The 20,979-nt window shown below is 40.7% G+C and carries 23 protein-coding genes and 1 riboswitch; of the genes, 16 read left to right on the top strand and 7 right to left on the bottom strand.

Annotated features, from left to right (window positions below):
* Positions 1 to 72 precede the first annotated feature (72 nt).
* The 3 genes from B5771_RS09560 to B5771_RS09550 all read left to right on the top strand — a co-directional run bounded on the left by B5771_RS09560 (position 73) and on the right by B5771_RS09550 (position 3,283).
* Positions 73 to 1,329, top strand: a complete 1,257-nt coding sequence (locus tag B5771_RS09560) for a sodium:proton antiporter (RefSeq protein WP_088187315.1) — start codon at positions 73 to 75, stop codon at positions 1,327 to 1,329.
* Between the two features lie 270 nt (positions 1,330 to 1,599).
* On the top strand, positions 1,600 to 2,268 hold the full coding sequence (locus B5771_RS09555) for a hypothetical protein (RefSeq protein WP_088187314.1): 669 nt from the start codon (positions 1,600 to 1,602) through the stop codon (positions 2,266 to 2,268).
* A 13-nt stretch (positions 2,269 to 2,281) separates the two neighbouring features.
* On the top strand, positions 2,282 to 3,283 hold the full coding sequence (locus B5771_RS09550) for a GGGtGRT protein (RefSeq protein ID WP_088187313.1): 1,002 nt from the start codon (positions 2,282 to 2,284) through the stop codon (positions 3,281 to 3,283).
* 206 nt (positions 3,284 to 3,489) lie between these two features.
* On the opposite strand, the gene B5771_RS09545 is transcribed toward B5771_RS09550, so the two are convergent.
* The 5 genes from B5771_RS09545 to B5771_RS09525 form a co-directional block, all read right to left on the bottom strand.
* Positions 3,490 to 4,248 (bottom strand): ABC transporter permease subunit, encoded by a 759-nt coding sequence (locus B5771_RS09545; protein WP_088187312.1) that lies wholly within the window; start codon positions 4,246 to 4,248, stop codon positions 3,490 to 3,492.
* On the bottom strand, positions 4,245 to 4,940 hold the full coding sequence (locus B5771_RS09540; RefSeq protein ID WP_088187311.1) for an ABC transporter ATP-binding protein: 696 nt from the start codon (positions 4,938 to 4,940) through the stop codon (positions 4,245 to 4,247). The genes B5771_RS09545 and B5771_RS09540 overlap by 4 nt, the downstream gene beginning before the upstream one ends.
* Positions 4,933 to 5,322, bottom strand: a complete 390-nt coding sequence (locus B5771_RS09535) for a GntR family transcriptional regulator (RefSeq protein ID WP_088187310.1) — start codon at positions 5,320 to 5,322, stop codon at positions 4,933 to 4,935. Before B5771_RS09535 ends, B5771_RS09540 begins: the two co-directional genes overlap by 8 nt.
* A 323-nt stretch (positions 5,323 to 5,645) precedes the next feature.
* Complete coding sequence (locus B5771_RS09530; RefSeq protein WP_088187309.1) at positions 5,646 to 6,029, bottom strand: hypothetical protein; 384 nt, start codon at positions 6,027 to 6,029, stop codon at positions 5,646 to 5,648.
* A 114-nt stretch (positions 6,030 to 6,143) separates the two neighbouring features.
* Positions 6,144 to 6,332 (bottom strand): helix-turn-helix domain-containing protein, encoded by a 189-nt coding sequence (locus tag B5771_RS09525; protein ID WP_047809632.1) that lies wholly within the window; start codon positions 6,330 to 6,332, stop codon positions 6,144 to 6,146.
* Positions 6,333 to 6,625: 293 nt separating this feature from the next.
* Between B5771_RS09525 and B5771_RS25075 the strand changes: the two genes are divergently transcribed.
* The 4 genes from B5771_RS25075 to B5771_RS09505 all read left to right on the top strand — a co-directional run bounded on the left by B5771_RS25075 (position 6,626) and on the right by B5771_RS09505 (position 12,219).
* Positions 6,626 to 7,195: a TetR/AcrR family transcriptional regulator gene (locus B5771_RS25075; protein ID WP_088187308.1), complete on the top strand. Its 570-nt coding sequence runs from the start codon at positions 6,626 to 6,628 to the stop codon at positions 7,193 to 7,195.
* A gap of 188 nt (positions 7,196 to 7,383) precedes the next feature.
* Entirely contained in the window at positions 7,384 to 10,476 is a 3,093-nt protein-coding gene (locus B5771_RS09515; RefSeq protein ID WP_088187307.1) for an efflux RND transporter permease subunit, read from the top strand.
* A complete protein-coding gene (locus tag B5771_RS09510) occupies positions 10,466 to 11,695 on the top strand; it encodes an efflux RND transporter periplasmic adaptor subunit (RefSeq protein WP_172408222.1) in 1,230 nt (409 codons plus the stop codon). Before B5771_RS09515 ends, B5771_RS09510 begins: the two co-directional genes overlap by 11 nt.
* 275 nt (positions 11,696 to 11,970) lie before the next feature.
* Complete coding sequence (locus B5771_RS09505; protein WP_088187305.1) at positions 11,971 to 12,219, top strand: hypothetical protein; 249 nt, start codon at positions 11,971 to 11,973, stop codon at positions 12,217 to 12,219.
* A 71-nt stretch (positions 12,220 to 12,290) separates the two neighbouring features.
* On the opposite strand, the gene B5771_RS09500 is transcribed toward B5771_RS09505, so the two are convergent.
* Together B5771_RS09500 and B5771_RS09495 are read right to left on the bottom strand one after the other, a co-directional pair.
* On the bottom strand, positions 12,291 to 12,671 hold the full coding sequence (locus tag B5771_RS09500) for a response regulator (RefSeq protein WP_088187304.1): 381 nt from the start codon (positions 12,669 to 12,671) through the stop codon (positions 12,291 to 12,293).
* A gap of 133 nt (positions 12,672 to 12,804) precedes the next feature.
* Positions 12,805 to 12,892, bottom strand: a riboswitch (cyclic di-GMP riboswitch).
* Between the two features lie 207 nt (positions 12,893 to 13,099).
* Positions 13,100 to 14,086, bottom strand: coding sequence for a DUF4405 domain-containing protein (locus B5771_RS09495; protein ID WP_088187303.1), 987 nt, complete (start codon positions 14,084 to 14,086; stop codon positions 13,100 to 13,102).
* 261 nt (positions 14,087 to 14,347) lie between these two features.
* On the opposite strand from B5771_RS09495, the gene B5771_RS09490 reads away from it, so the two are divergent.
* The 9 genes from B5771_RS09490 to B5771_RS09450 all read left to right on the top strand — a co-directional run bounded on the left by B5771_RS09490 (position 14,348) and on the right by B5771_RS09450 (position 20,937).
* Positions 14,348 to 14,878 (top strand): YqeG family HAD IIIA-type phosphatase, encoded by a 531-nt coding sequence (locus tag B5771_RS09490; RefSeq protein WP_088187302.1) that lies wholly within the window; start codon positions 14,348 to 14,350, stop codon positions 14,876 to 14,878.
* 98 nt (positions 14,879 to 14,976) lie between these two features.
* Positions 14,977 to 15,810: a shikimate dehydrogenase gene (gene aroE / locus B5771_RS09485; protein WP_088187301.1), complete on the top strand. Its 834-nt coding sequence runs from the start codon at positions 14,977 to 14,979 to the stop codon at positions 15,808 to 15,810.
* A gap of 20 nt (positions 15,811 to 15,830) precedes the next feature.
* A complete protein-coding gene (locus tag B5771_RS09480) occupies positions 15,831 to 16,265 on the top strand; it encodes a prepilin-type N-terminal cleavage/methylation domain-containing protein (protein ID WP_088187300.1) in 435 nt (144 codons plus the stop codon).
* A gap of 167 nt (positions 16,266 to 16,432) precedes the next feature.
* Positions 16,433 to 17,581, top strand: coding sequence for a chorismate synthase (gene aroC / locus B5771_RS09475; protein ID WP_088187299.1), 1,149 nt, complete (start codon positions 16,433 to 16,435; stop codon positions 17,579 to 17,581).
* Between the two features lie 27 nt (positions 17,582 to 17,608).
* A complete protein-coding gene (locus B5771_RS09470; RefSeq protein WP_088187298.1) occupies positions 17,609 to 18,136 on the top strand; it encodes a shikimate kinase in 528 nt (175 codons plus the stop codon).
* Positions 18,114 to 19,208, top strand: coding sequence for a 3-dehydroquinate synthase (aroB, locus tag B5771_RS09465; RefSeq protein ID WP_088187297.1), 1,095 nt, complete (start codon positions 18,114 to 18,116; stop codon positions 19,206 to 19,208). The genes B5771_RS09470 and aroB overlap by 23 nt, the downstream gene beginning before the upstream one ends.
* A gap of 284 nt (positions 19,209 to 19,492) precedes the next feature.
* Positions 19,493 to 19,867 carry a type II secretion system protein GspG gene (locus B5771_RS09460; protein ID WP_242966808.1) on the top strand — a complete coding sequence of 125 codons (375 nt, stop codon included), beginning with the start codon at positions 19,493 to 19,495 and terminating at the stop codon, positions 19,865 to 19,867.
* A 199-nt stretch (positions 19,868 to 20,066) separates the two neighbouring features.
* Positions 20,067 to 20,417, top strand: a complete 351-nt coding sequence (locus tag B5771_RS09455) for a hypothetical protein (RefSeq protein WP_088187296.1) — start codon at positions 20,067 to 20,069, stop codon at positions 20,415 to 20,417.
* A 1-nt stretch (position 20,418) separates the two neighbouring features.
* Entirely contained in the window at positions 20,419 to 20,937 is a 519-nt protein-coding gene (locus B5771_RS09450) for a prepilin-type N-terminal cleavage/methylation domain-containing protein (protein WP_242966807.1), read from the top strand.
* Positions 20,938 to 20,979 lie beyond the last annotated feature (42 nt).

The following is a 20,979-nucleotide window of genomic DNA, read 5'->3' as shown; positions in this document are numbered from 1 at the left end:
AATTTAAATTAGGAAGTAAAAAGTTTAGCAAGTTTAGTATTTCTAAGAATTTCATTGAAAGTAGGCAATGGTATGATTAATAGTATATCGCTATTAACTGATGAAATCATGAAATTGTTAGCCGTGATCATAGTTAGTGGGATAATAGGCATCAAGTTAAGTGCTTGGTTAAATATTCCTGATACAGTACTGTTTATTATTCTGGGAATTTTAATTGGGCCTGAGGCACTGGGTTTAGTTAACTTTCAGAATTTCAATGCAGTAAATCAATTTATTCTGACTTTCGGGGCAGCGTTTATTTTATACGATGGCGGCTGTGAAATTAATCTTAAAGTGTTGAACATAGTGAAATTTTCAGTTGCTATGTTAGCTACGGTTGGCGTTATTATCTCAACATTTATAATAGGATACTTTGTTCGGATGTTTCTTCATTTGAATTTTATGTATGCTGTACTTCTTGGTTCTGTTATTGCTGCTACTGATCCTTCGGTATTAGTTCCTCTGTTTAAGAATATGAACATTAACTCTAGGCTCAAACAAACTATTATTTCTGAATCAGCCTTTAATGATGCAGCTGGAGCTATTCTAACGTTTGCTGTCATGAGTCTTATCAGTGGAAGCTCTTTCTCATTAACAAACAGTATTTTGCAGCTTATTAAAACGGCGGGCGGGGGAATAATTATAGGCGCTGTGATTGGTTATCTGGCATTAGTGCTCGTTTCAGAGCATAAATTTGGTTTGCTTAATGGTTTTGCAGGCGAAATTGTTGTGGCTTCTGTATTAGGAGTCTATTATATTGCCAGTCAATTAGGATTCAGTGGTTTTATGGCTGTATTTGTTTTTGGGATCTTTATGGGCAATAAAGACAGCTTTCGTATTATTATTGAGGAGGAAAGTCTAAATCTTCATGACAATTTTAAGGATATGCTTTCAAGAATTTTAAGGATCATGATCTTTGTCATCTTAGGTACACAGGTTAATTTTAATATCCTACTTCATTATTGGCAGGGCGCTTTGTTGGTTGTTTTAATGCTTATGTTTGTTGCAAGGCCTGCTTCGGTGATTATTTCCGTAATTCCTGACCGTAAAGCACGATGGAATTTTAAAGAAATGTTATATTTGATGTGGACTCGGGAAACAGGGGTAATGCCTGCCGCACTTGCAGGTATGCTGGTCTCTATGAGAGTTCAAAGCTCACAGATGATTTCAGCAGTAACTTTTATGTCAATCATAATAACACTAAGTTTTCAAGCAAGTTCTGCCAAATATGTGGCCCGATTGTTAGGGTTAGAAGAAAATGCGAAAACAGATATATCTCTGTCTGTCTAGAGGCAGATATATTCTACTTGTTATGAATGAAGATCTGTACTAACTAAAATGCACCTTAATATTTGGAAAAACTCGTCTGGAAAGGCTGAATCTTAAAAGTCTGCCGATTACCAGACGACCAAATTTACCCGGGTAATGAACTAGAGTACAGGACGGATTCAAGAACCGAAAACTCACTGAATATCCAGGGCAAATACAGTGTTTTTAAGGGAAGTTACAACCTTTTACTAAGAGACAATAAAGTTATTTAAAAGAGAAGGAGAAGAAACTATGCCAGAAAAAGTATCAAGTTGTGCCCTTCATGGGCCTGCGCCGATTCCGCAGGAAGGGCGTTGGACGAAAGCATTTGAGATTCGTGATTTAAACGGCTTAACTCACGGAGTGGGAGCTTGCGCTCCGCAGCAAGGGGCCTGTAAGCTAACGCTGAATGTTAAAAATGGGATTATTCAAGAAGCATTAGTTGAAACCATAGGGTGTTCCGGTATGACACAAAGCGCAGCTATGGCCGGTGAGATTCTGCCTGGAAAAACCTTGCTTGAGGCCCTCAATACTGATCTGGTCTGTGACGCAATTAATGTGGCGATGCGTGAACTATTTCTTCAATTGGCCTATGGTAGAAGTCAAACGGCATTTTCTTTAGGAGGAATTCCTGTTGGGGAAGGTGGAGAAGAACTGGGGAAATTTATGCGTTCCCAAGTTGGAACCATATATAGCTCCAGTCAGTTTGGTCCCAGATATTTAGAGGTCACAGAAGGTTATGTTTTGGAACTGGGTCTGGATGACGAAAAAGAAATTATTGGTTATAAGTATGTGAATTTAGGGAAAATGATGGCCTTGATCCGTGACGGATTAACACCCGATAGCGCTTATGAAAAAGCAACGGGCATATATGGCAGATACCATGAAGCAGTAACTTTCATCGATCCAAGAAAAGCTTAAGGGGGTATAATCCGTGTTTTCAGGATATGAACATCGTCAATTGGGAATAAATGAAGTACTTGAACAGCTTGATATGAAGGAGCTTGGGGAAGTAAGAGATTATACTCTTGCCCGTGGGGTTGATGTTGAAGAAGCGATACGGGAAATTCAACCTATCGCCTTTGACAATGCCATTTGGGCCTTTACGATGGGAACGGCTCTAGCCTTGAAATCGGGAGACTCGCAGGCCACAAGAACGGCACACTTGATTGGGGAAGGCTTGCAGGCGTTTACCATTCCAGGATCGATTGCTCACCAAAGAGAGGTTGGTTTAGGGCATGGGCGATTAGCTGCTATGCTGTTAGATGATCAGACAAAAGTTTTTGCGTTTGTCGCAGGACATGAATCCTTTGCGGCGGCCGAAGGGGCCTTAGGCGTATCCAAATATGCCGATTTGGCTCGTAAGGAACCCTTAGAGGTTGTCTTGATTGGCCTTGGAAAAGATGCAGCAAAGATTATCGCGAGAATGACGGGATTCACCTATGTTCAAACAGACTATGATTTTTCGAAAAATGAACTCATGGTTATCCGTGAGAAACACTATTCAACGGATAAACGACAAGCTGTCAAGGTTTTCGGTGCTAACTCAGTGGATGAAGGCGTTGCCATTATGAAAGCTCGAAGCGTCAATATTTCGATTACCGGAAACTCAACGAATCCCACACGCTTTCAACATCCTGTGGTGGGAACGTTTAAAAAATGGGCCATAGAAAATAATCATTCTTTCTTCTCGGTTGCTTCGGGAGGCGGCACCGGCAGAACTCTGCATCCGGACAATATGGCGGCAGGTCCGGCCTCTTACGGCTTCACCGACACTCTGGGACGAATGCATTCTGATGCCCAGTTTGCGGGTTCGAGTTCTGTACCGGCTCATGTTGATATGATGGGATTTATAGGAATGGGGAATAATCCTATCGTAGGTGCTTGCGTCGCCTTGGCTGTTAAAACAGCCGCTGCAAACAGCAACAACGCTTAGATGAAAAAAGCTATTTTGCTTAATTAAGATTTAAAAGATAAACTGGAAGACTTAATGCTTCCAGTTTTCAGCGTTCTAGAACGTTATCAAGACGATAAACTACCCTTTGATACATCGCTCAGGATTTGACTTTTGTCAGCGATTAGAAAAAGAAACCATGATGATGCTTAAATTCTATCCGCATATCAGATGAGCAGATAAGGTGGTTATACCTCAACATGCTGAGTAAGAATGTACACCGAAAAAGCGAACAAAATTGCTGAAATAGAGAGAGAAAAAAGTAACGTTGTTAAGAAATTACTCCCATTCACACTGATGAAGTGCATTTGTCCATGATGGACAGAGGACGTACTCAACGGTAAAAGTCCAAAGACCTTTACCACGTATAAATTAACAATAAACCCAAACCCGAGACCGCCCCAGGCAATGGGGAATTTGGGCAGCCAATGGGACCTTGCAAAAGAAATTATCAGGGTACCCAGAAGGATTGAGAAAGGGCTTATAATTAACAACCAGCTAAGGTCTTCGGAACAAGCCTGAAATGCGTCCAATAGCTGAGTATGAGGGAGAAAAGGGGGCAGAGTTGAGTTGATTAAAAACAACTGTATTAATACGATAGCTAGTATGAATATGTAACTCTCTAAGAGAAGCAAAAAGCTTGCAATGCATTTGGCACTGAGCAGTAAGCTTCTAGGATAAGGAAGGGCAAGCCACCATCCAATAGTTCCATCATGCCATTCTTTATTTAGGATTGAGAATGAGATCACAAAAGGGATCGAAATTAAAACGCACCAGATGACAAAGCCACCGTTGATAAAACCCAGGGATGTGGCCCAGATTAATCCTCCCATCACTAAGGCGTTTGCTAATCCTTGATAAATGCCCATTAAAGGGGAACTCTCACGGTAATAAACTTTATCGAAGATCTTTGAATCATTTCTTACCAAAGTCCAAAGTGCTTTCATCGAAACAACCCCCTATATATGGATTCTATGCAGCCTTTTTCCTGGCGCAGGGCTTCTACATTTCCCTCTAAAACGAGCTTCCCCCTGTTCAGAAATACGACATGATCAAACAAGCTCTCTGTTTCGTAAATTTCATGGGTACTGATTATGATGGTTTGCGGTTGATCAATCATAGAATCGATTAGAGACTGAATTATGCGTTCACGAGACAAAAGATCAATCCCCGTAAAAGGTTCATCGAGTAGTACGAGTTTAACTTTCCGAGCCAGACATAGAATTACATACAAACTTGCTTGCTGACCTTTGGACAAGGCGGATACCCGTGAATCTAAGTCAAGATCCATAGTTATGACCATTTTAAGAGCGCGGGGCAGGTCAAAGCCCGGCAGAATGGTCAGAGCATAGTTTAAGGCTCGTTCAATGGTATGGGCTTTGTACCACTTGGCGCGGTCTGGGAGGTATGCAATCTTAGCGTTTAACTTCCAGTGAGGTGGTTGGCCAAAAAGCTGAACGTTCCCTGCCTGCGGTTTAACGAGCCCGACGATAACCTTGAGAAGCGTTGATTTTCCGGCGCCGTTGGGACCTAGAAGTCCTGTGATTTGTCCTTCGGGGAAGGAAACGTATAAGTCGTCGAGGGCGATCTTTGAACCGTAGGATTTGCTCAAGTATTTAATTTCAAGGGCATTACTCATGCCAAGCGACCTCCTTTAGTAGAGACTCTGCGGTTGGTCGGTCAATTCCTAGTTTTTTCATAGACGAGACAAAGGCAAGAGCAGCCTCACTTGCCAGCGCCTTTTTTACTTGTTTGACAGTATCGAGATCGGAGGTGATAAAAGTTCCCTGTCCCCGGCGGGTTTCTGTCAGGTGGTCACGATCTAGTTCTTGATAGGCGCGCATTACGGTGTTGGGGTTGATCTTTAATTGTTGGGCAAGCTCCCGCACGGAGGGCAACTTTGTTCCAGGTAGGACATCACTTCTCGCAATGGCATGGCGTATTTGCTGCAAAACTTGTTCATACAGTGGTTTGGATAAATCTATTTGGAAATTATAAGCACCGACTTGAATGTTTTCCAATATCGCGACTCCTTTATATAAATAACTGATCCTAAGTGTATTATATGAACTAATACACTTAGGATCAAGAGGATAAATGTTTATCATGTTGTATTTGGAGTTTTAAACATCAGGGATAAAATTTGCCTAAATCAAGGAAAGCGCACATTAAATTATCAATAGGTTTTGTTATATCATCCGATTGAGGTGTTGGTCACATCCCTATCTCTCTAATACGAAACGCCGTAAAGTTGAAATTCCTAATCGGCGTTTATTTTTGCTCAAACTCAGAAAGTTTGCGAAATGTATCCCAGCTGTGGAAATCTTTGCCACAGACAGACGTTTTATAAAGCATAGTTCAAGACCAATCTCGGCCACTGGTTTTCCTCCCTAGTAATTATGATAATCAGTACAGATCCAACTTCCTCACTGCTGGGCGCAGTAATCATAATTTGCTCTTGTTGTGAAGTGATGATAATTCCCGCCGCCCGAAAATCTATAGTATTGGTTGTGGCCGTAATATTTATCTTGCCATCGACATAGCTGGCAGACTTCACGCGCATAACGAATTCGTAACTGCGATCGTATTGCGAATCTGAGTTAACATATAAATGCACAGTCATACCAATAAGTCTTTTCATAATCTGATTTAATAATTCTAGGTCTTTAGGGTCAAATAGCCTTTGGTTTAAATGGGCTTTAACCAGGTTATAGAGGTGGTCAAACAAGAATATCACTCCCGCGTTAATCGTTATAAATTGCCATGTATGAGGTAGAAAGCTAAAGTAAGGCAAAGATTTATAACTTATGAGGTAATAATAGATGGGTAAGGGCTCCAATTATTAGAACCTTTCTCCACGTTTTTGCTTTTCAATAAATTCGTTAAGATCTTCTTTTTTTACCCGCCAGCTGCGTCCAACTTTAAAGGCGGGGATTTTGTCTTCCTGAACCAAACGATAGGTGGTAACCTCGCTGATTTGCAGGTATTCTGCCACTTGGCGTAAGGTCATTATTTCTTTGAATTCAGCCATTGGACACACTCCTTAATCTATTTGCCACTAGAAATGATTAATGCTGATCAAAATTGATAACTAAATTATATAATACGTAACTAATGGAGGCAAACTTAAGCAAAAGATAGAATGTTTATCCTAATTGCCATTCATGACTATTTGTGATAATGTACTAAAGGCACATTTGGGAATTGATGTTAATGAGTTAATCCATTATTATGTAATGGAATAGACAAATTATAGTAATGTTGGCTTTTACTATTTGTGAATTATGTGCTATAATTCGATGAATAGTGAAAAGAGGTTCATTTATGCAATATCTTAAGAATGAAGTTCGCAACAGGATAATTATGGAGGCAATGAAAGAATTTCAAGATAGGGGGTTTTTACATGCGTCAATGAGAACTATAGCTAATAATGCCGGAGTAGCTATAGGCAATGTCTACAGATATTTTAAAAACAAGGAAGATCTGTTCAATGAAATAGTAGAGCCGGTATATCAATGTTTTTTGAGGATGGAAGTACATAAGCAAGAGATATGTTCGTTTGAAGAAATCGTTAATTCTATTATGGAAGTAATGAAAGAGTATAAAATCCAGTTATTAATTATAGTCGATAAAAGCAAAGGGACAAAGTATGCGCGTTTCAAGGAAGAGCTAACTAAGTTCGCAGAAAAAAGTCTAAGAGAAAGTTTATGGCCTGAATTCCAAGAAAAAGGAATTGAAGTTAAAGATCCTTTTATTTTTTATGTTATTGCTTCGACGTTTATCGAAGGTTTATTCTTGATATTCAGAAAAGCTGAGGAGGAAGTGGCAACAAGATACTTGATTCATCAGCTGATGATGCTGTTTTTTGATAACCTAGACAAGCGGTTTGAGTAGTACTTATAAGTTTTAGATAGGGAAATTATCAGGGCATAAATGAAATTTGTCACATTTTTTATAACAAATAAGTATGAAGAGAAATTAGCTGGGTACTTAACTTAGTAGTCGATTATTTTGTTTGTCTATTTTGTAAGAGAGCGTAAACTAGTCAGTTACTAAATTTGAAATGAATAAGGAAGAAAAAAATGAATTTAACAGAGATATCGGTTAAAAAACCAGCGGCGATGTGGATGGTCGTCGTATTATTAGTGGCGTTAGGGATAATTGGTTATACCAATATGGGTGCCAATTTACTGCCTTCGATGAATATTCCGGTTATATCGGTAACAACAACCTACAGCGGCGCAAATGCTGAGGACATCAGGAAGGATATTATCAAGCCGATTGAAGATGCTGTCTCAGGTATAAGCGGGGTAGACACAATAAATTCCACGGCTAAAGAGGGATATGGAACTGTCACAGTTACTTTTAAAATGTCTGCTGACATGAATACCGCTTATTTGGATGTCCAAAAAGCTATTGATGGTATCTCAAATACTCTCCCGGCAAATGCTGATAAACCTGTTTTATTTAAGATGGATACCAACGCAATTCCAATCTTGCTGCTTTCTGTTAAAGGGGATAAGGTCGGCAGCGATGAGCTTTATAACGAATCAGATATTATCAAACAAAAGATAGAGAAAATTCCTGGGGTAGGTAATGTCACGCTCAGCGGCGGAGAAAAGAAAGAATTAATGATTAAACTGGATAAATCCGCCGTGGAGTATTATGGTATAACTGTTAACACCTTAATCAATAAGTTGAATTCCGTAAATATAAACATTCCTGGTGGAGAGCTGAAACAGGATAATGTTGATCAATCCGTCAGAGTTATTGGACAGTTCAAGAATATCGAGGATGCACAAAATTTGATGGTCCCTACGGCAAATGGAGGAACAGTACGTCTGGGCAACATCGCCCAAATTAGTCTTGAAGAACCGGAAGCGACTTCATTGGCACGGTTCAATGGCCATAAAACAATGACAATCATTGTGGGCAAACAAAGTGATGCCAATGTCGTTGAAGTGGCTAATAGTGTTAAAAAAGAATTAGAGTCTATTAAAAAGACCATACCCGTGGGAATACAAATGGATATCGCCTTTGACACGACTACATTTATTACAGACTCATTAACTGAGGTAAAAAACAACCTTATTGAAGGGGTTATCGTTACGGCTTTAGTGCTGTTTGCGTTTTTTCGCAGTTTCAGATCGTCCTTGGTAGTTTTGGTTGCCATACCAACCTCTCTGATTGCTACCTTTTTTATGATGTATAAGCTTAATTTTACATTGAATATGATGTCTTTAATGGGACTATCTCTAGTTGTCGGTACTCTGGTTGATGATTCTATCGTTGTTATTGAAAGTATTCAAAGACATCTGACGATGGGTAAAGGGCTGGTTCAAGCGGCAATTGATGGCCGAATGGAAGTCGGAATGGCTGCCATAGCTATCAGTTTATGTGATATTGTTATTTTTGCTCCTATTTCCATGATGTCTGGGATGATTGGTCAGTATTTCAAAGAATTTGGCTTGACTATAGTTGTAGCTACGTTATTCTCTCTCTTGGTATCCTTTACGATTACACCAATGCTTTCATCACGGTTATTAAAAACAGAGAAGAAACAAGTGACTCCCGAATATAAAAAGGACAGCATTTTCGGAAAAGTCACCCAGAAGTATCGAGACACACTTGTCTGGGCGCTTGGACATAGAAAAAGAGTACTGATTTTAGGAATTGCAGGCGTAATCCTAAGTATTGCTCTTGTGCCAATGGGAATATTGAAAACGGAATTTGTACCGACTACAGATCAAAGCAGTTTTACAGTCAATATGAAGCTCGCTCCCGGTTCGACTTTGGAGCAGACCAGCAACAAGGTCGCTCAGCTGGAAAACTATTTACACAATACGAAAGAAGTTAAGAGTTATTTTTCAATGATTGGCCAAAGCGGGCAATCGAACACGGACAAATCAGTCGCTCAGATCTATGTTAATTTAGTCCCTAAAAACGCTCGCCAAAAAACTCAAAGCCAAGTTGCCGGTGAAGTTCGCGGCTTTGGAAAAAGCATGACCGGAGTGGATTTTGATGTTGAAGAGTCACAAAGCGGAGGCGGAGCATCGAAGCCTATTTCAATCAACATTAAAGGAGATGATCAGGCTACCCTTGCGACTCTGTCCAAGCAAGTTGAAACTATTGTGAAATCAGTTCCCGGTGTTATCGATGTTGGTAATAGTGCAGATGTCAAAAGCAGCGAATTAAGAGTAACGATGGACAGTTTAGCGGCCTCACAGGCGGGAATTTCCACCTCGGATGTCGGCAGTACAATCAGGATGGCCTTGCAGGGCACAAAAGTAGGAGTCTACAGGTCCAACAACTCGGAAAATGATATTACACTTAAATTTATGGACGGACAAATAAAAAATGTCGATGATATCAAATCCATTAAGATCACTAATCAGGCGGGAGTACAAATTCCCTTAAGCCAAGTCGCAACAGTTGTTAGAGGAGAGAGTGAACCGTCTCTGTCCAGAGAGGATAAGCAAGACATAGTTACAGTTGATGCTAACCTTCAGGGAAGAGTTCTCGGTGAGGTCACCCGGGATATTCAAACAAAGCTTAGTTCTGTAACCTTGCCTTCAGGATATAGCATAAGCTATGGCGCAAGCCAGAAGAATATGGCAGACTCCTTCAGCTCTCTCGGCTTAGCCTTAGGTGCTTCCTTGGCGCTGGTCTATATGATCTTAGTAGTTCTCTATGAATCGTTTTTGACCCCGGCGATCAGAATGGTTTCTCTTCCCTGTGCTATTATCGGAGCGCTTCCTTTGCTGGCCTTAACCGGGCAAACATTAAATATGATGTCTTTTATCGGTTTGATTATGCTGGAAGGGCTGTCTTCCAAAAACGGCACATTGTTAATTGACTATACGAATACCTTAATGCACAAAGGTCTGAGCTTAAAAGAAGCCTTGATTGAATCGGGTACAACAAGACTAAGACCAATTATTATGACGAGTGCGACTATGATTGTTTCCATGCTGCCTGTTGCTCTTTCCATAGGTGAAGGAAGCGAAATGAAAAAGAGTATGGCTATCGTAATCATCGGAGGCATGGTCATGTCTACGCTCCTTTCGCCCATTGTCTTGCCGGTAGTTTATACTTTAATGGACGATTTAAAGCATCGTATTTCAAAGAAAAGAAAAACAATAAATGCCGGGGAGGTTCCACAAATTGAAATTTAATCTTAGTAGAATCAGGCAGATTAAGAAACGAACTATAATTATCGGTCTACTGGTAATAGCTGCTGCCTTAGGTGGGAATTATGCTTTAAAGCATAGAAAAGTTGAAGTTCCAGCAGTTACTGTGAAAAATGTAAAAGCGCAAAAGGTCGCTCTTGGTTCTTTATCGACTATGGTTGACTACGCCAGTAAATTTGATCCTGTCCAGGAAATACAGGTTTTTCCCAAGACTGGGGGAAGAGTAGCCAGTTTAAATGTTGATATTGGTTCCAAGGTTTCCAGCGGACAGGTTCTCTTTACAATTGATGCGTCTGATCTTCAAGCTCAGCTGCAAATACAACAGCAGTCCTTAGCCGTGGCAGAGGAAAACCTCGCAAAAACACGCTTGAGCTCACAACAAACCTTAGAAAAATCTCAAATCACTTATAACGATGCCCAAAAAGATTATAATAATGAAAAAGCTTTGTATGATGGAGGAGCTGCTTCTAAACAGGATTTAGACAGCGCCAAAACAAAATATGATAATGCTGCTATCGAGTTAAATGCCGCTAAAGATGATTTAGCAGTGTCAGCAGCAGAAGCACAAGTCGAACAAGCGAAGGCAAGTGTTAATGCAGCTCAGGTCCAGCTTGATAATCTAACCGTAGTATCCCCTATCTCGGGAGTAGTTTCTGCCAAAGACGTTAAAGTTGGAGGAATGGTCAGTAGCCAATCAGGTTCCGTTACGGTTATTGATTCCAGCAGTATGGTGGCAGAAATTAGTGTTCCGGATCTTGTTATCGGTAAAATTAAGGTTGGTCAAACTGTACCTGTGAGCATAAATGCCCTGAAGGACAAAAAGGTCTCCGGAGTTATTACTACGATTAGTCCTAACTCGGATGCGAAGGACAATTCGTATTTAGTGAAAGTAAAAATTGATAATTCACAAAGTGGTTTAACTGCAGGTATGTTTATTAAAGTATCGCTGCCGGCCGAAAGTGAAAGTAACATATTGCTCGTTCCCAATCAAGCACTCAACATAGAGAATAATGTAAATTATCTTTATGCAGTTGTTAATGGAAAAGTTAAAAAAATAGCAGTAACGGTTGGTATTTCTGATAATAAAAATACCGAAGTCAAAGGAAATATCACAAAGGGTATGGAGGTAGTTACAGAAGGACAGAGCTTTTTAAACGAGGGAGAAAAGGTGAATATTGTCGAAGGAAGTAGTAAGTCGGAATAAAAGTCTATTGATATTAAAATAGTTTATGTGAGATAAAAGGAAACCCCTAGACATTAGAACTGTGTCTAGGGGTTTCGTCATGCAGGCGGTATTTTCGTTTATGGTGAGCAAATTTATAGTGACTTTAAGATAAATCTGTGGTATAGTATCCCTAGTGATAGTATTCACAATCACAAATAATAACTTCAATTGTGAATTATGTGACAAAACTATTTTTTCGGTACTTATAAGCTGCCTAAAGCTTTTTAAGGTATATTTTAAAGGGGGAATTTAAAATGTGTCCATATATTAATGAAGGGATGAATGTTAACGGTTCGTATTATTATTGTGATGCTGCGGCTCGAGGTGTAAAGCTAAGCGCGAGGGAATTAAAAGATATTGGCTGTACCGTGGCGCAAAGGAAAACATGTAAGAGTTTAATGGAAATGACTCTTGGGTATGCTTTGCTTCCAGATTCTGTCGAGAAGAATACCAATATAATTCTTAATTTTAACAGAGATAGCAAAAAACTTTGTGCCAAATAGATTTATCTCACTTAGCTCATAGCGTGTATAGCTAAAGCCCTCACAGATGAGGGCTTTAGCTATGACCAACATTACTGATGCTTTTCGTTTAATAATAAGGTATCAACAGCAATGCTGAGCTCTTCCAAATCAAAAGGCTTAGTCATTACATAATCGATATCACCATTACGAAGTATTTCGTTGATCTCTTGTTGATCCGTGTAAGCGGACATTAAAATGATTCGAATGTTTGGATTATAACGATGTAGTTGTTCTCGAAGCTCTAAGCCGTTCAGGCCCGGCATCTTGATGTCAGATATTATTAAATCGGGCAACTGTGCTTTCGCCAATGACAATGCTTCGATTCCTGAAGTGGCAGTCAATACGGTGTACCCTTTCGAAGAAAAAAGAGCATTCAGGAGACTTCGAATTCCAAGATTGTCATCAACGATTAGTAAAGAACCTTGACTCAAGCAAATCCATCTCTCTTTCCATAGCTTTCCTACATATGTATGGGAATTATGGTATGTATATGACGCAATATAAGTAAAATAACTGTTTTTGAAACTAAGAAATGTAAGCAACGAAAGCTGCTTACATTTCTTAGTTTGCAGCCAGGCTGTCATATTCCCAATGGAAGTTAGACCCTTTAGCTTTGCGTCTTGTCCTTTCGAACAATTTGCCCTAATGTATATTATGTTGGTTCCGAGAAAATCAGAACTTTTCTTATATTATAAGATATTATAAGACAAAATTTAACAAATTACAACATAATTTAAACCTTAAGATAATACATTAACCGCCTAATTTTTTGTTAAATATTTTTTTCGATCTTCGATAGCTATTTTGCAGCACACACCTATTTAGGTATAATTGTACGAAGCTACAGCCATGGATCTGCTTATGCTCGGAATCCTGTTTTATGATAGCCACTATGATGATGCTTCTGAAATGTCCTATCATTAAATTGACCATTGTTTCTGTGATGATTTTCTTCTTGAGGATTTGGTATTTTATAGCCATCGTTATTACTATTATTATTATTGCTATTGTATTCGTTTCCCTGGTCTATTGTGGTGTTACTTGAAGTTTGACCATATAAGTTTTGATATTCTGTTTTAGCTGCTTGCATTTGTGCTTCACCTTTATTACATCCTGGGCTTATAAGAGGACAATGCTTATTACAGCCTGTGCAAAACAAGTTTCCAAGATAATCAAACAAACTAGGGCGATTAAGTTCTTGAGTGTTCTCAAAAGCCTGGTTGGAATTTGGACTGTCTCCCCGATTTGTGTTGTTTTTGTTAGGGAGATTTAGCGAATTTCGCATTGAGACAGTTGGAGGATTCGAGGGATTACTTGACCATTTATTAGATCCTAGTATATTACGGTCAAATATAATACCCATTATTAACCCTATTCCTAAAGTTAGTACAAACTTTCTTTCATCATTTGCAAGCATATTACCTAAGGAGGCAGACAAATACTTTCGATGCCATAAAACATGTATGGATATTATGACAAGGCAACAATATGAGACAACTTTATGAACAGTTACAAGAAAATCAGAATTTCCATTTGATACAGCAGGAAAAAGCACTTGAGAAATAAGAATGCCGGTTATGGCTATAGTACTAACACAAAGGAATAATCCAATATTAATTAAGAACATAAATAATAGTTTCTTTGCTGATTTTCCTCCGAATTGAAATTTGAAGATATTTTTAACCCACGTCAAGTTTGCCAAGATGTGAAGGATAAAAAGAGTGATTGCTAAGAGTCCTGCAATTTCGTGAAAAACCAGGCCAGTATCAAAAGGGTTTAATAAAAGCAAGTAAATAATGATCATTATAAAATCGAGAGCTATTTTTAAAGGCGGTTTACAATTCAATGAACTCACTTCCTTAAAAGATTTATAGTTTCATTTGGTCGATGTTTTTGCCTTATTATTAATATAAAGTGTTTTCCTGAAATTAATCTGAATAAATTCATTTCCGCATCGTTGGCTGATTTTCCATAGGGAATTGGAATTTTTGAGAAGTGACTCGAGAAAAGTTAGACACTAATTTAATTTAAATTAATAGCCTGTCGACTTGCTTGAAACGTGTTATCTAAGGTATAATTATGAAAAGTTCTATACTTGGAGGGTTCAATGTTTGACTATTTTCGACCAACACTTCAAGCTCCTTCCATAGATCTCATTCTTGTTGAGCAACTTGTTCGAGATGGAATTAAGGGGCTCATTATCGATTTAGACAATACCATGACACCTTGGAATGATGTCGAAGTGGGTCCAAAGGTTAGAGAGTGGTTTATCAAAGTTAAGGCAGCTGGCATCTCTGCCTGTGTCGTGTCAAATAATAAGAAGCGGCAACGCGTGGCAGTTGTTGCGGAACGGTTAGGAATTCCTTTCGTTTTTGGGGCGACAAAGCCGCGCAGAAGGGCTTTTCGTGCGGGCCTGAAAATGTTAGGAACAGGGCAGAATGACACAGCAGTTATAGGCGATCAATTATTCACAGATATTTTAGGCGGGAATCGACTCGGCCTCTATACGATTCTTGTGACGCCCATTAATGATCGCGAATTTATTGGAACGCGGATTATGCGGCGAATGGAAAAGGTTCTCGTTTGGCTGATGAAACATTTTGCTCCTGCGAAACCGTACAGCCCTAAAATACATTAAGAAATATACCAACAAGGGAATGGGTCAGCCATTCCTTTTTCTCTATAGTCGTAACTCATTGTCAACAATATTTTAATCTTTGATAAGGGATGGATGCTATGGAAAAACACTTTGCTGTGATTGGGAATCCTATTGGACATTCTTATTCGCCGGGAATGCATAATGCGGGCTATAAATATCTTGGTATTGATGCGCAATACCATCGTTTTCAAGTGCTCTCTGATCGCTTGGCAGAGGCTGTCAATGGGTTGTGTGCCTTAGGTTTTAGCGGTTGGAACGTTACACTTCCTCATAAGGAGACTATTATTCCGCATCTCGATACCCTTACGCCTCAGGCAAAGAGAGCTGGTGCCGTGAATACCGTAAAGATTGTCGATGGAGAAAAGATAGGTCATAATACGGATGGGGACGGATTTATCTGTTCCATTGAGAGTGAACTTCAGGAATTTACGGACAAAAAGGCAGTTGTTCTAGGTGCTGGAGGCGCTTCCAAAGGGATTGCTTTAGCTCTTGCGGCCAAGGGCATGCGCGTGCATATTCTTAATCGAACACCTGAAAAAGCAGCAGAGCTAGTTAGGATTCTAGATTCTAAAGGTGGTCGAGGAAGTTTTGGCGAATTTAAGCCTGGAGATTGGCTGGAGGACGTTGACCTATTAGTACAAACAACTTCTTTAGGTTTACGAGGTGAACCATTTCCCTTTACACTGGAAGGTATCTGTCCAAAGGCATTGGCCGTTGATATTATCGTAAACGTTCAAGAAACCTCATTTCTACAAGAAGCAAAAAAATTAGGTTGTCGTGTTTTAGATGGAACTGGTATGCTTCTCCATCAAGGAGCATTGGCTTGGGAATTTTGGCTAGGCGGACAGGCGCCGATTGAAGTTATGCGTAAAGGCCTCCAAGATCAGATGCAGCGGCGGGAGAGGTTATAAACAATAGAAGGAAGAGAGCCATGTCACAGATAGGGGAAAGAGAGTACGGATTTACCCTTCTAGAAATGTTGTTGGTATTGACACTCTTGGCGGGAGCGGGTTTTGCACTGCTCGTTAAGCTTCCCAATCGTTGGGAACAGGACCGGCTTTCCCTTGTGACTACCCAATTATTAGAAGAGATTCGTGATGTCCGCCAGGCTTCTTTGTCTGAAAATGATTGGTATCAGGTTAAGTTTTACACTCAAGGAGAACATCATTATCAGATTTTCAAAGAGGGAACTAGAATTGAAGATATTTCTCTGCTGAAGGGCATTCGATTTCTCGGACAGCCGGATAATCTTTTATTTAATGCTTCTGGCAGAAGTGCAGGTACAACCATTATTTTAACCAACTCTTTTGGAGAGTGTCGAAGTGTCGTTGTTGCTCCTGTAGGAATGAGAATTCGAGAGAAGTGAACTCGTTCAGCTAAAGCTGAACATCGAAACTTCGGTTGGGAACCCACTTCCATTTAAAGAAGTGGGAGTCTTACGATTGGATAAGTGAATATAGTCTGTAATTAAGCGACAATTTCTATGAAATTAAGATTTAGCAATTTTTGCTTTAGTAAAGGGAAGGGATTAGAGTGCGCTTTTTAACCGCAGGGGAATCTCATGGTCAAAAGTTGATAGGGATAATTGAAGGACTTCCCTCAGGAATGAAGATTTCGAAAGAAATAGTCGATCAGGCCCTAAAAAAACGGCAGCAAGGTCCGGGACGCGGGGGACGGATGGCTATTGAACAGGATCAAGTCCATTTTATTTCTGGAATGCGGGGCGGATTGAGTACTGGCGCTCCTCTGGCCATGGAAATTTTGAACCGCGATTGGGAAAACTGGGAGAAAATCATGACCTCGGAGGAAAAGGCGGATTTAGAAAGCCGTAAAGTGCTGACCCCGCGTCCAGGTCATGCTGATTTGACAGGGGCTTTAAAATATCATACAGAAGTAAGGAACATCCTGGAAAGGGCGAGCGCTCGCGAGACAGCTATGCGAGTGGCCATCGGGAGTGTTGTAAGGCAAGGCTTGTCCCAATTAGGAGTGGAAATTCGGGGGCGAGTGACCGCTGTTAGTGGTCTTCATGCCAAATTATCAGAAGATGATGGGTATTGGCGGCGTGTTCAGCAATCAGAATGGTCGGTGGGAGACCCTGAGGCCGAACGCCAAATGGGGGAACGTCTTCGGGAAGCTCGTGAGCAAGGAGAATCCTTAGGAGGCCTGTTAGAAGTCCAAGTCCTTCATCTTCCGGCAGGACTTGGTTCACATGTACAATGGGATCGTAAACTTGACGGAAGATTAGCTCAAGCTGTTCTTTCCGTACAGGCTATCAAAGGAGTCTCCTTTGGTATAGGCTTTGATGCCGGAGAAAAAATGGGTTCCTTGGTGCATGATCCAATAGGATATCAGCCGGGTCAAGGCTTTTACAGGGAATCAAATCGTGCCGGAGGAATTGAAGGAGGGATGAGCAACGGAGAGGCGATTGTCCTCCATGCTGTCATGAAACCAATTCCTACTCTCTATAAACCGTTAAATTCTGTTCATCTTGAAACAAAGGAAATCGTCAAAGCAAGTGTGGAGCGCTCTGATGTTTGTGCAGTTCCGGCAGCTTTGGTGGTTTTGGAACATGTCGTCGCATGGGTCATTGCAGAAGCAATTTTGGAAAAATTCCCAGCAGATAGTTTTCCGGAGTTAGAAACCGCTTGGCAGACTTATAAAGAATATCTAAAGAATATTTGAAAATACAGGGAGAGAGGAAGAAGCTCCATGAGAAACATCGTTCTCATTGGATTTATGGGAACCGGCAAAAGTACAGTTGGCCGGCGCTTAGCTCAGTCACTGGCATGGAATTTTGTCGATACGGATGCTGAAATCGGAGAAGTAACAGATTTAAGTGTGAGTGAAATCTTTCGGCGTTATGGAGAGACCCGCTTTCGATCCGAAGAAAAGATCGTCGTTGCACGGCTGGCTCAGGAGGAGGCACTTGTTATAGCTACAGGCGGGGGGACAGTATTGAATTCGTCAAATTGGGGGATTCTGGCGGAACACGGAGTTATCGTTAGCCTGTACGCCTCGTTGGACGTGATTTTAAGCCGAATTGGCCATAAAAATGACCGCCCGCTTCTCAGAAGTTCTCATGAAGAAATTGAAAGATTATTTCTGGAACGACAGCCGTTTTACGAAAAGGCCGATTTTACCATAGATACTACATTTAGAACTATTGATGAAGTGGTGGGCGAAATCCTGGCTCACCTGGGAAGGATGGCTATCCATGAGTTTACCAGAAGAAATTGAGGTCGCGGCGAAACAGAGTTATCCGGTTTATCTAGGAGCTGCGCTGGAAGAGTTAGGAGATTATTTGCAGTCTCTGCCCGATAAAATCCAACATATTCTTGTCATCTCGCATAAGAAGGTCTCAGATCTTTATCTGGAACGGCTTGTGAAGGGGCTGGAAGATTACCGCGTTGATTTGTTAACCGTACCGGAAGGGGAAGAGGAAAAGTCTTTGGAACGTCTGAGCCGGCTGACAACATCTGCTCTGGACTGCGGTGCAGATCGCAAAACGTTAGTTATTGCCTTAGGCGGTGGGGTTATCGGAGATTTAGCTGGTTTCTTTGCCAGTGCATTTATGCGGGGCGTTCGTTTTGTTCAAGTTCCTACAACGTTATTAGCTCAGGTAGACAGCAGCATTGGCGGTAAAGTTGCCGTCAATCATCCGGCGGGAAAAAATATTCTGGGAGCCTTTTATCCGCCGCTGGCTGTCTGGACAGATTTTTCGACGTTAAATAGTTTGCCTTGGAATGAAGTCGAAAATGGCTTGGCGGAAAGTATTAAACATGCTTTGATAGATGATGACGATCTTTTTGCTTTTTATGAGGCTCAGGCTGATAGTATCAGGCAGCGTGATCCCGCAATTTGGCGTGAGATGGTAACACGGTCCGCTTCAATTAAAATTAAGATTGTATCTCAAGATGAACGGGAACAAGGTATTCGCCGTTTATTGAATTTAGGACATACTTTTGGACATGCTTTAGAAACGGAAATGAATTATCGAGGCGTGACTCATGGCCAAGGAGTCAGCATAGGTATTGTTGCAGCATCTTATCTGGCCAATGCAAAGGGATTTCTCACTTTGACTGAGGTCGAAAGAATTAAACAACTGCTTCAACGTTATGATCTGCCGACGTCGATTCAAAAACAAGATCCTCAAACCTTGCTGCGGCGAATGCAAACGGACAAGAAAAATCAGGGGGGCCGTAAAATCCTTGTTCTTCCCCAAGGAATCGGGCAGGCAGTGGTTTCAGAGGATTGCACGGATGAGGAGATTCTGGCGGCTTGGCATAAAATTATTGTGGAAAACAATTAGACCGTGAAAGTGAACTTGGGAACCACTCCCACTTGTAGAAGTGGGAGGAGATTCGGCTGGGATATTAATTCCTAGTCGGATCTTTTTGTTTATTCTTGCTAAAATGTGACGCTATATTGTAGATGTGGTAGGAAAATGAAAAAGAACCATTAACATACATATAATGGATAAAGATGTGTCGACGTCTAAAGGAGATTTAAAATAGATAGAGAAGTTTAATAGAGAAGTTTAAATGAAAATCGAGGTAATTTGAGGTAATCCTCGATCTGAGGGGACGAATAACTTTGAATAGAACTATGACACTAAAAAGAGTGAAGAATGTACAAATGGGTTTTACTCTTTGGGAACTGATGGCTGTTCTTTGTTTAATGGGAGTTCTCCTAGGCGCAGCTGTTCCTCACTTTTATTCGTCTTCAAACTTTGTAAGATCAGAGGCCGATCTGGCTAATCGAGAAGAAATTGAAGGTGCCGTTCAGTTATATCGAATTGATATCGGTGCCTTTCCCGTCAGTGTATCTGATTTAGTCAATTTGCCTGATAAAAATATAAAGGGATGGAGAGGGCCATATTTGCCTGAAATCCCCGTAAATCCGTTTGATCCTAAGGTGGACTATCAAATCGACAAACTTGGGCAGGTCGTAACTATCAGTAATTGGTGATGAATAATGAGTGATTATGAAACATGTAATGTTTTAAGGGATACGATTAATTAGCAGTCGAGTACGAAAAAAGAGAGTTTGCAGACTATAGGAGAAGGAAGGTTGATAATGAAGTAACAAGCAAACCATAGAAGGAAAAATATAACAACGGGAAGGTGGTAAGACGAGAGATTATCGATATTTTCAGGGGTATATTTTGTTGGACGTTTTATTAGCAGTCTTCCTTTTTTCTTTAGGGTTTGCCACTCTTTATGGATTATACGAAAGAGCCTTAGCCGAAGCGCATCAGTCTTTATCCCTAATGGAAGCCGCAAATTTAGCTCAAATGAAGATGGAGCAGTTAGCGGCTCAAAGCTGGAGAGATAATATCGACGCACAGCGTTGCCTGCCGGGAAGAACAGTAGAGGGAAATGAAGGAAACTTGCAGTGGCGGATCGATTCCAACTGGGAGGATATCCCCCAATTATTGAGAGTTAAGGTGAACGTGCACTGGATCGAAAGAGAAACTTCAGAATACTACCAAATAGAGAGCTTATTTGAGGTTGAATGAAGTGAAAAAAGAAGACGGCTTCACCCTTTTGGAGGTCTTGAGCGGATTGCTGATTGCAGGCATAATTTTAATTACTGCCTTAAATCTTTTGGAAGGTATGTGGAAAGGGTCACGTACTCTAAAAGGTCAATTAGAGGCCCAATATGCCCTTATGACAGCCGGTAGAACAGTGAGCGATGAGATTCGGCGGGCAAAAACTGTCCAATGGGACGAAGATGCTTGTGAATTGAAGGTTTTGCCGCCAATAGAGGAGGAGAATCCTTCACAAATTGCCGATTCCTATTTTGTGGCTGATTTGGATTACGACGGAATAAAGGATCTCTATTGGAAACATATGGGTGTACCTCAGCCAATTGCAAGCTTCATGACCGGTTGGGAAAGCGTGGAGGTGGAACCGGGATTGTGGGAAATAATTCTAAAGGTGACTGTCGACAAGCAGAGTGTCACGTCGAGGCAGGTTATTCGGCAGCGTGTTTATCCCAGCGCATCTTCACAAAGTGCTGCTCCAGAGGCTTTGTAAGTCCTCTTGTACTTTTGCTCTTAGTTTCCTTTTCGGGATTGG

The sequence above is a fragment of the Desulfosporosinus sp. FKA genome (assembly GCF_002196785.1).
In the GTDB taxonomy this organism is placed as follows: Bacteria; Bacillota; Desulfitobacteriia; order Desulfitobacteriales; family Desulfitobacteriaceae; genus Desulfosporosinus; species Desulfosporosinus acididurans.
Note: the sequence above shows the minus strand (reverse complement) of the source record. Positions and strands in the feature narration are given on the sequence as shown.

What these genes read in the sequence shown, in the direction of transcription:
- B5771_RS09515 (WP_088187307.1), top strand. Translation starts at nt 7,384, where the DNA reads ATGAATTTAACAGAGATATCGGTTAAAAAACCAGCGGCGATGTGGATG.
- aroE (WP_088187301.1), top strand. Translation starts at nt 14,977, where the DNA reads ATGGAAAAACACTTTGCTGTGATTGGGAATCCTATTGGACATTCTTAT.
- B5771_RS09505 (WP_088187305.1), top strand. Translation starts at nt 11,971, where the DNA reads ATGTGTCCATATATTAATGAAGGGATGAATGTTAACGGTTCGTATTAT.
- B5771_RS09560 (WP_088187315.1), top strand. Translation starts at nt 73, where the DNA reads ATGATTAATAGTATATCGCTATTAACTGATGAAATCATGAAATTGTTA.
- B5771_RS09525 (WP_047809632.1), bottom strand. Translation starts at nt 6,332, where the DNA reads ATGGCTGAATTCAAAGAAATAATGACCTTACGCCAAGTGGCAGAATAC.
- B5771_RS09555 (WP_088187314.1), top strand. Translation starts at nt 1,600, where the DNA reads ATGCCAGAAAAAGTATCAAGTTGTGCCCTTCATGGGCCTGCGCCGATT.
- aroB (WP_088187297.1), top strand. Translation starts at nt 18,114, where the DNA reads ATGAGTTTACCAGAAGAAATTGAGGTCGCGGCGAAACAGAGTTATCCG.
- B5771_RS09470 (WP_088187298.1), top strand. Translation starts at nt 17,609, where the DNA reads ATGAGAAACATCGTTCTCATTGGATTTATGGGAACCGGCAAAAGTACA.
- B5771_RS09480 (WP_088187300.1), top strand. Translation starts at nt 15,831, where the DNA reads ATGTCACAGATAGGGGAAAGAGAGTACGGATTTACCCTTCTAGAAATG.
- B5771_RS09490 (WP_088187302.1), top strand. Translation starts at nt 14,348, where the DNA reads ATGTTTGACTATTTTCGACCAACACTTCAAGCTCCTTCCATAGATCTC.
- B5771_RS09540 (WP_088187311.1), bottom strand. Translation starts at nt 4,940, where the DNA reads ATGAGTAATGCCCTTGAAATTAAATACTTGAGCAAATCCTACGGTTCA.
- B5771_RS25075 (WP_088187308.1), top strand. Translation starts at nt 6,626, where the DNA reads ATGCAATATCTTAAGAATGAAGTTCGCAACAGGATAATTATGGAGGCA.
- B5771_RS09545 (WP_088187312.1), bottom strand. Translation starts at nt 4,248, where the DNA reads ATGAAAGCACTTTGGACTTTGGTAAGAAATGATTCAAAGATCTTCGAT.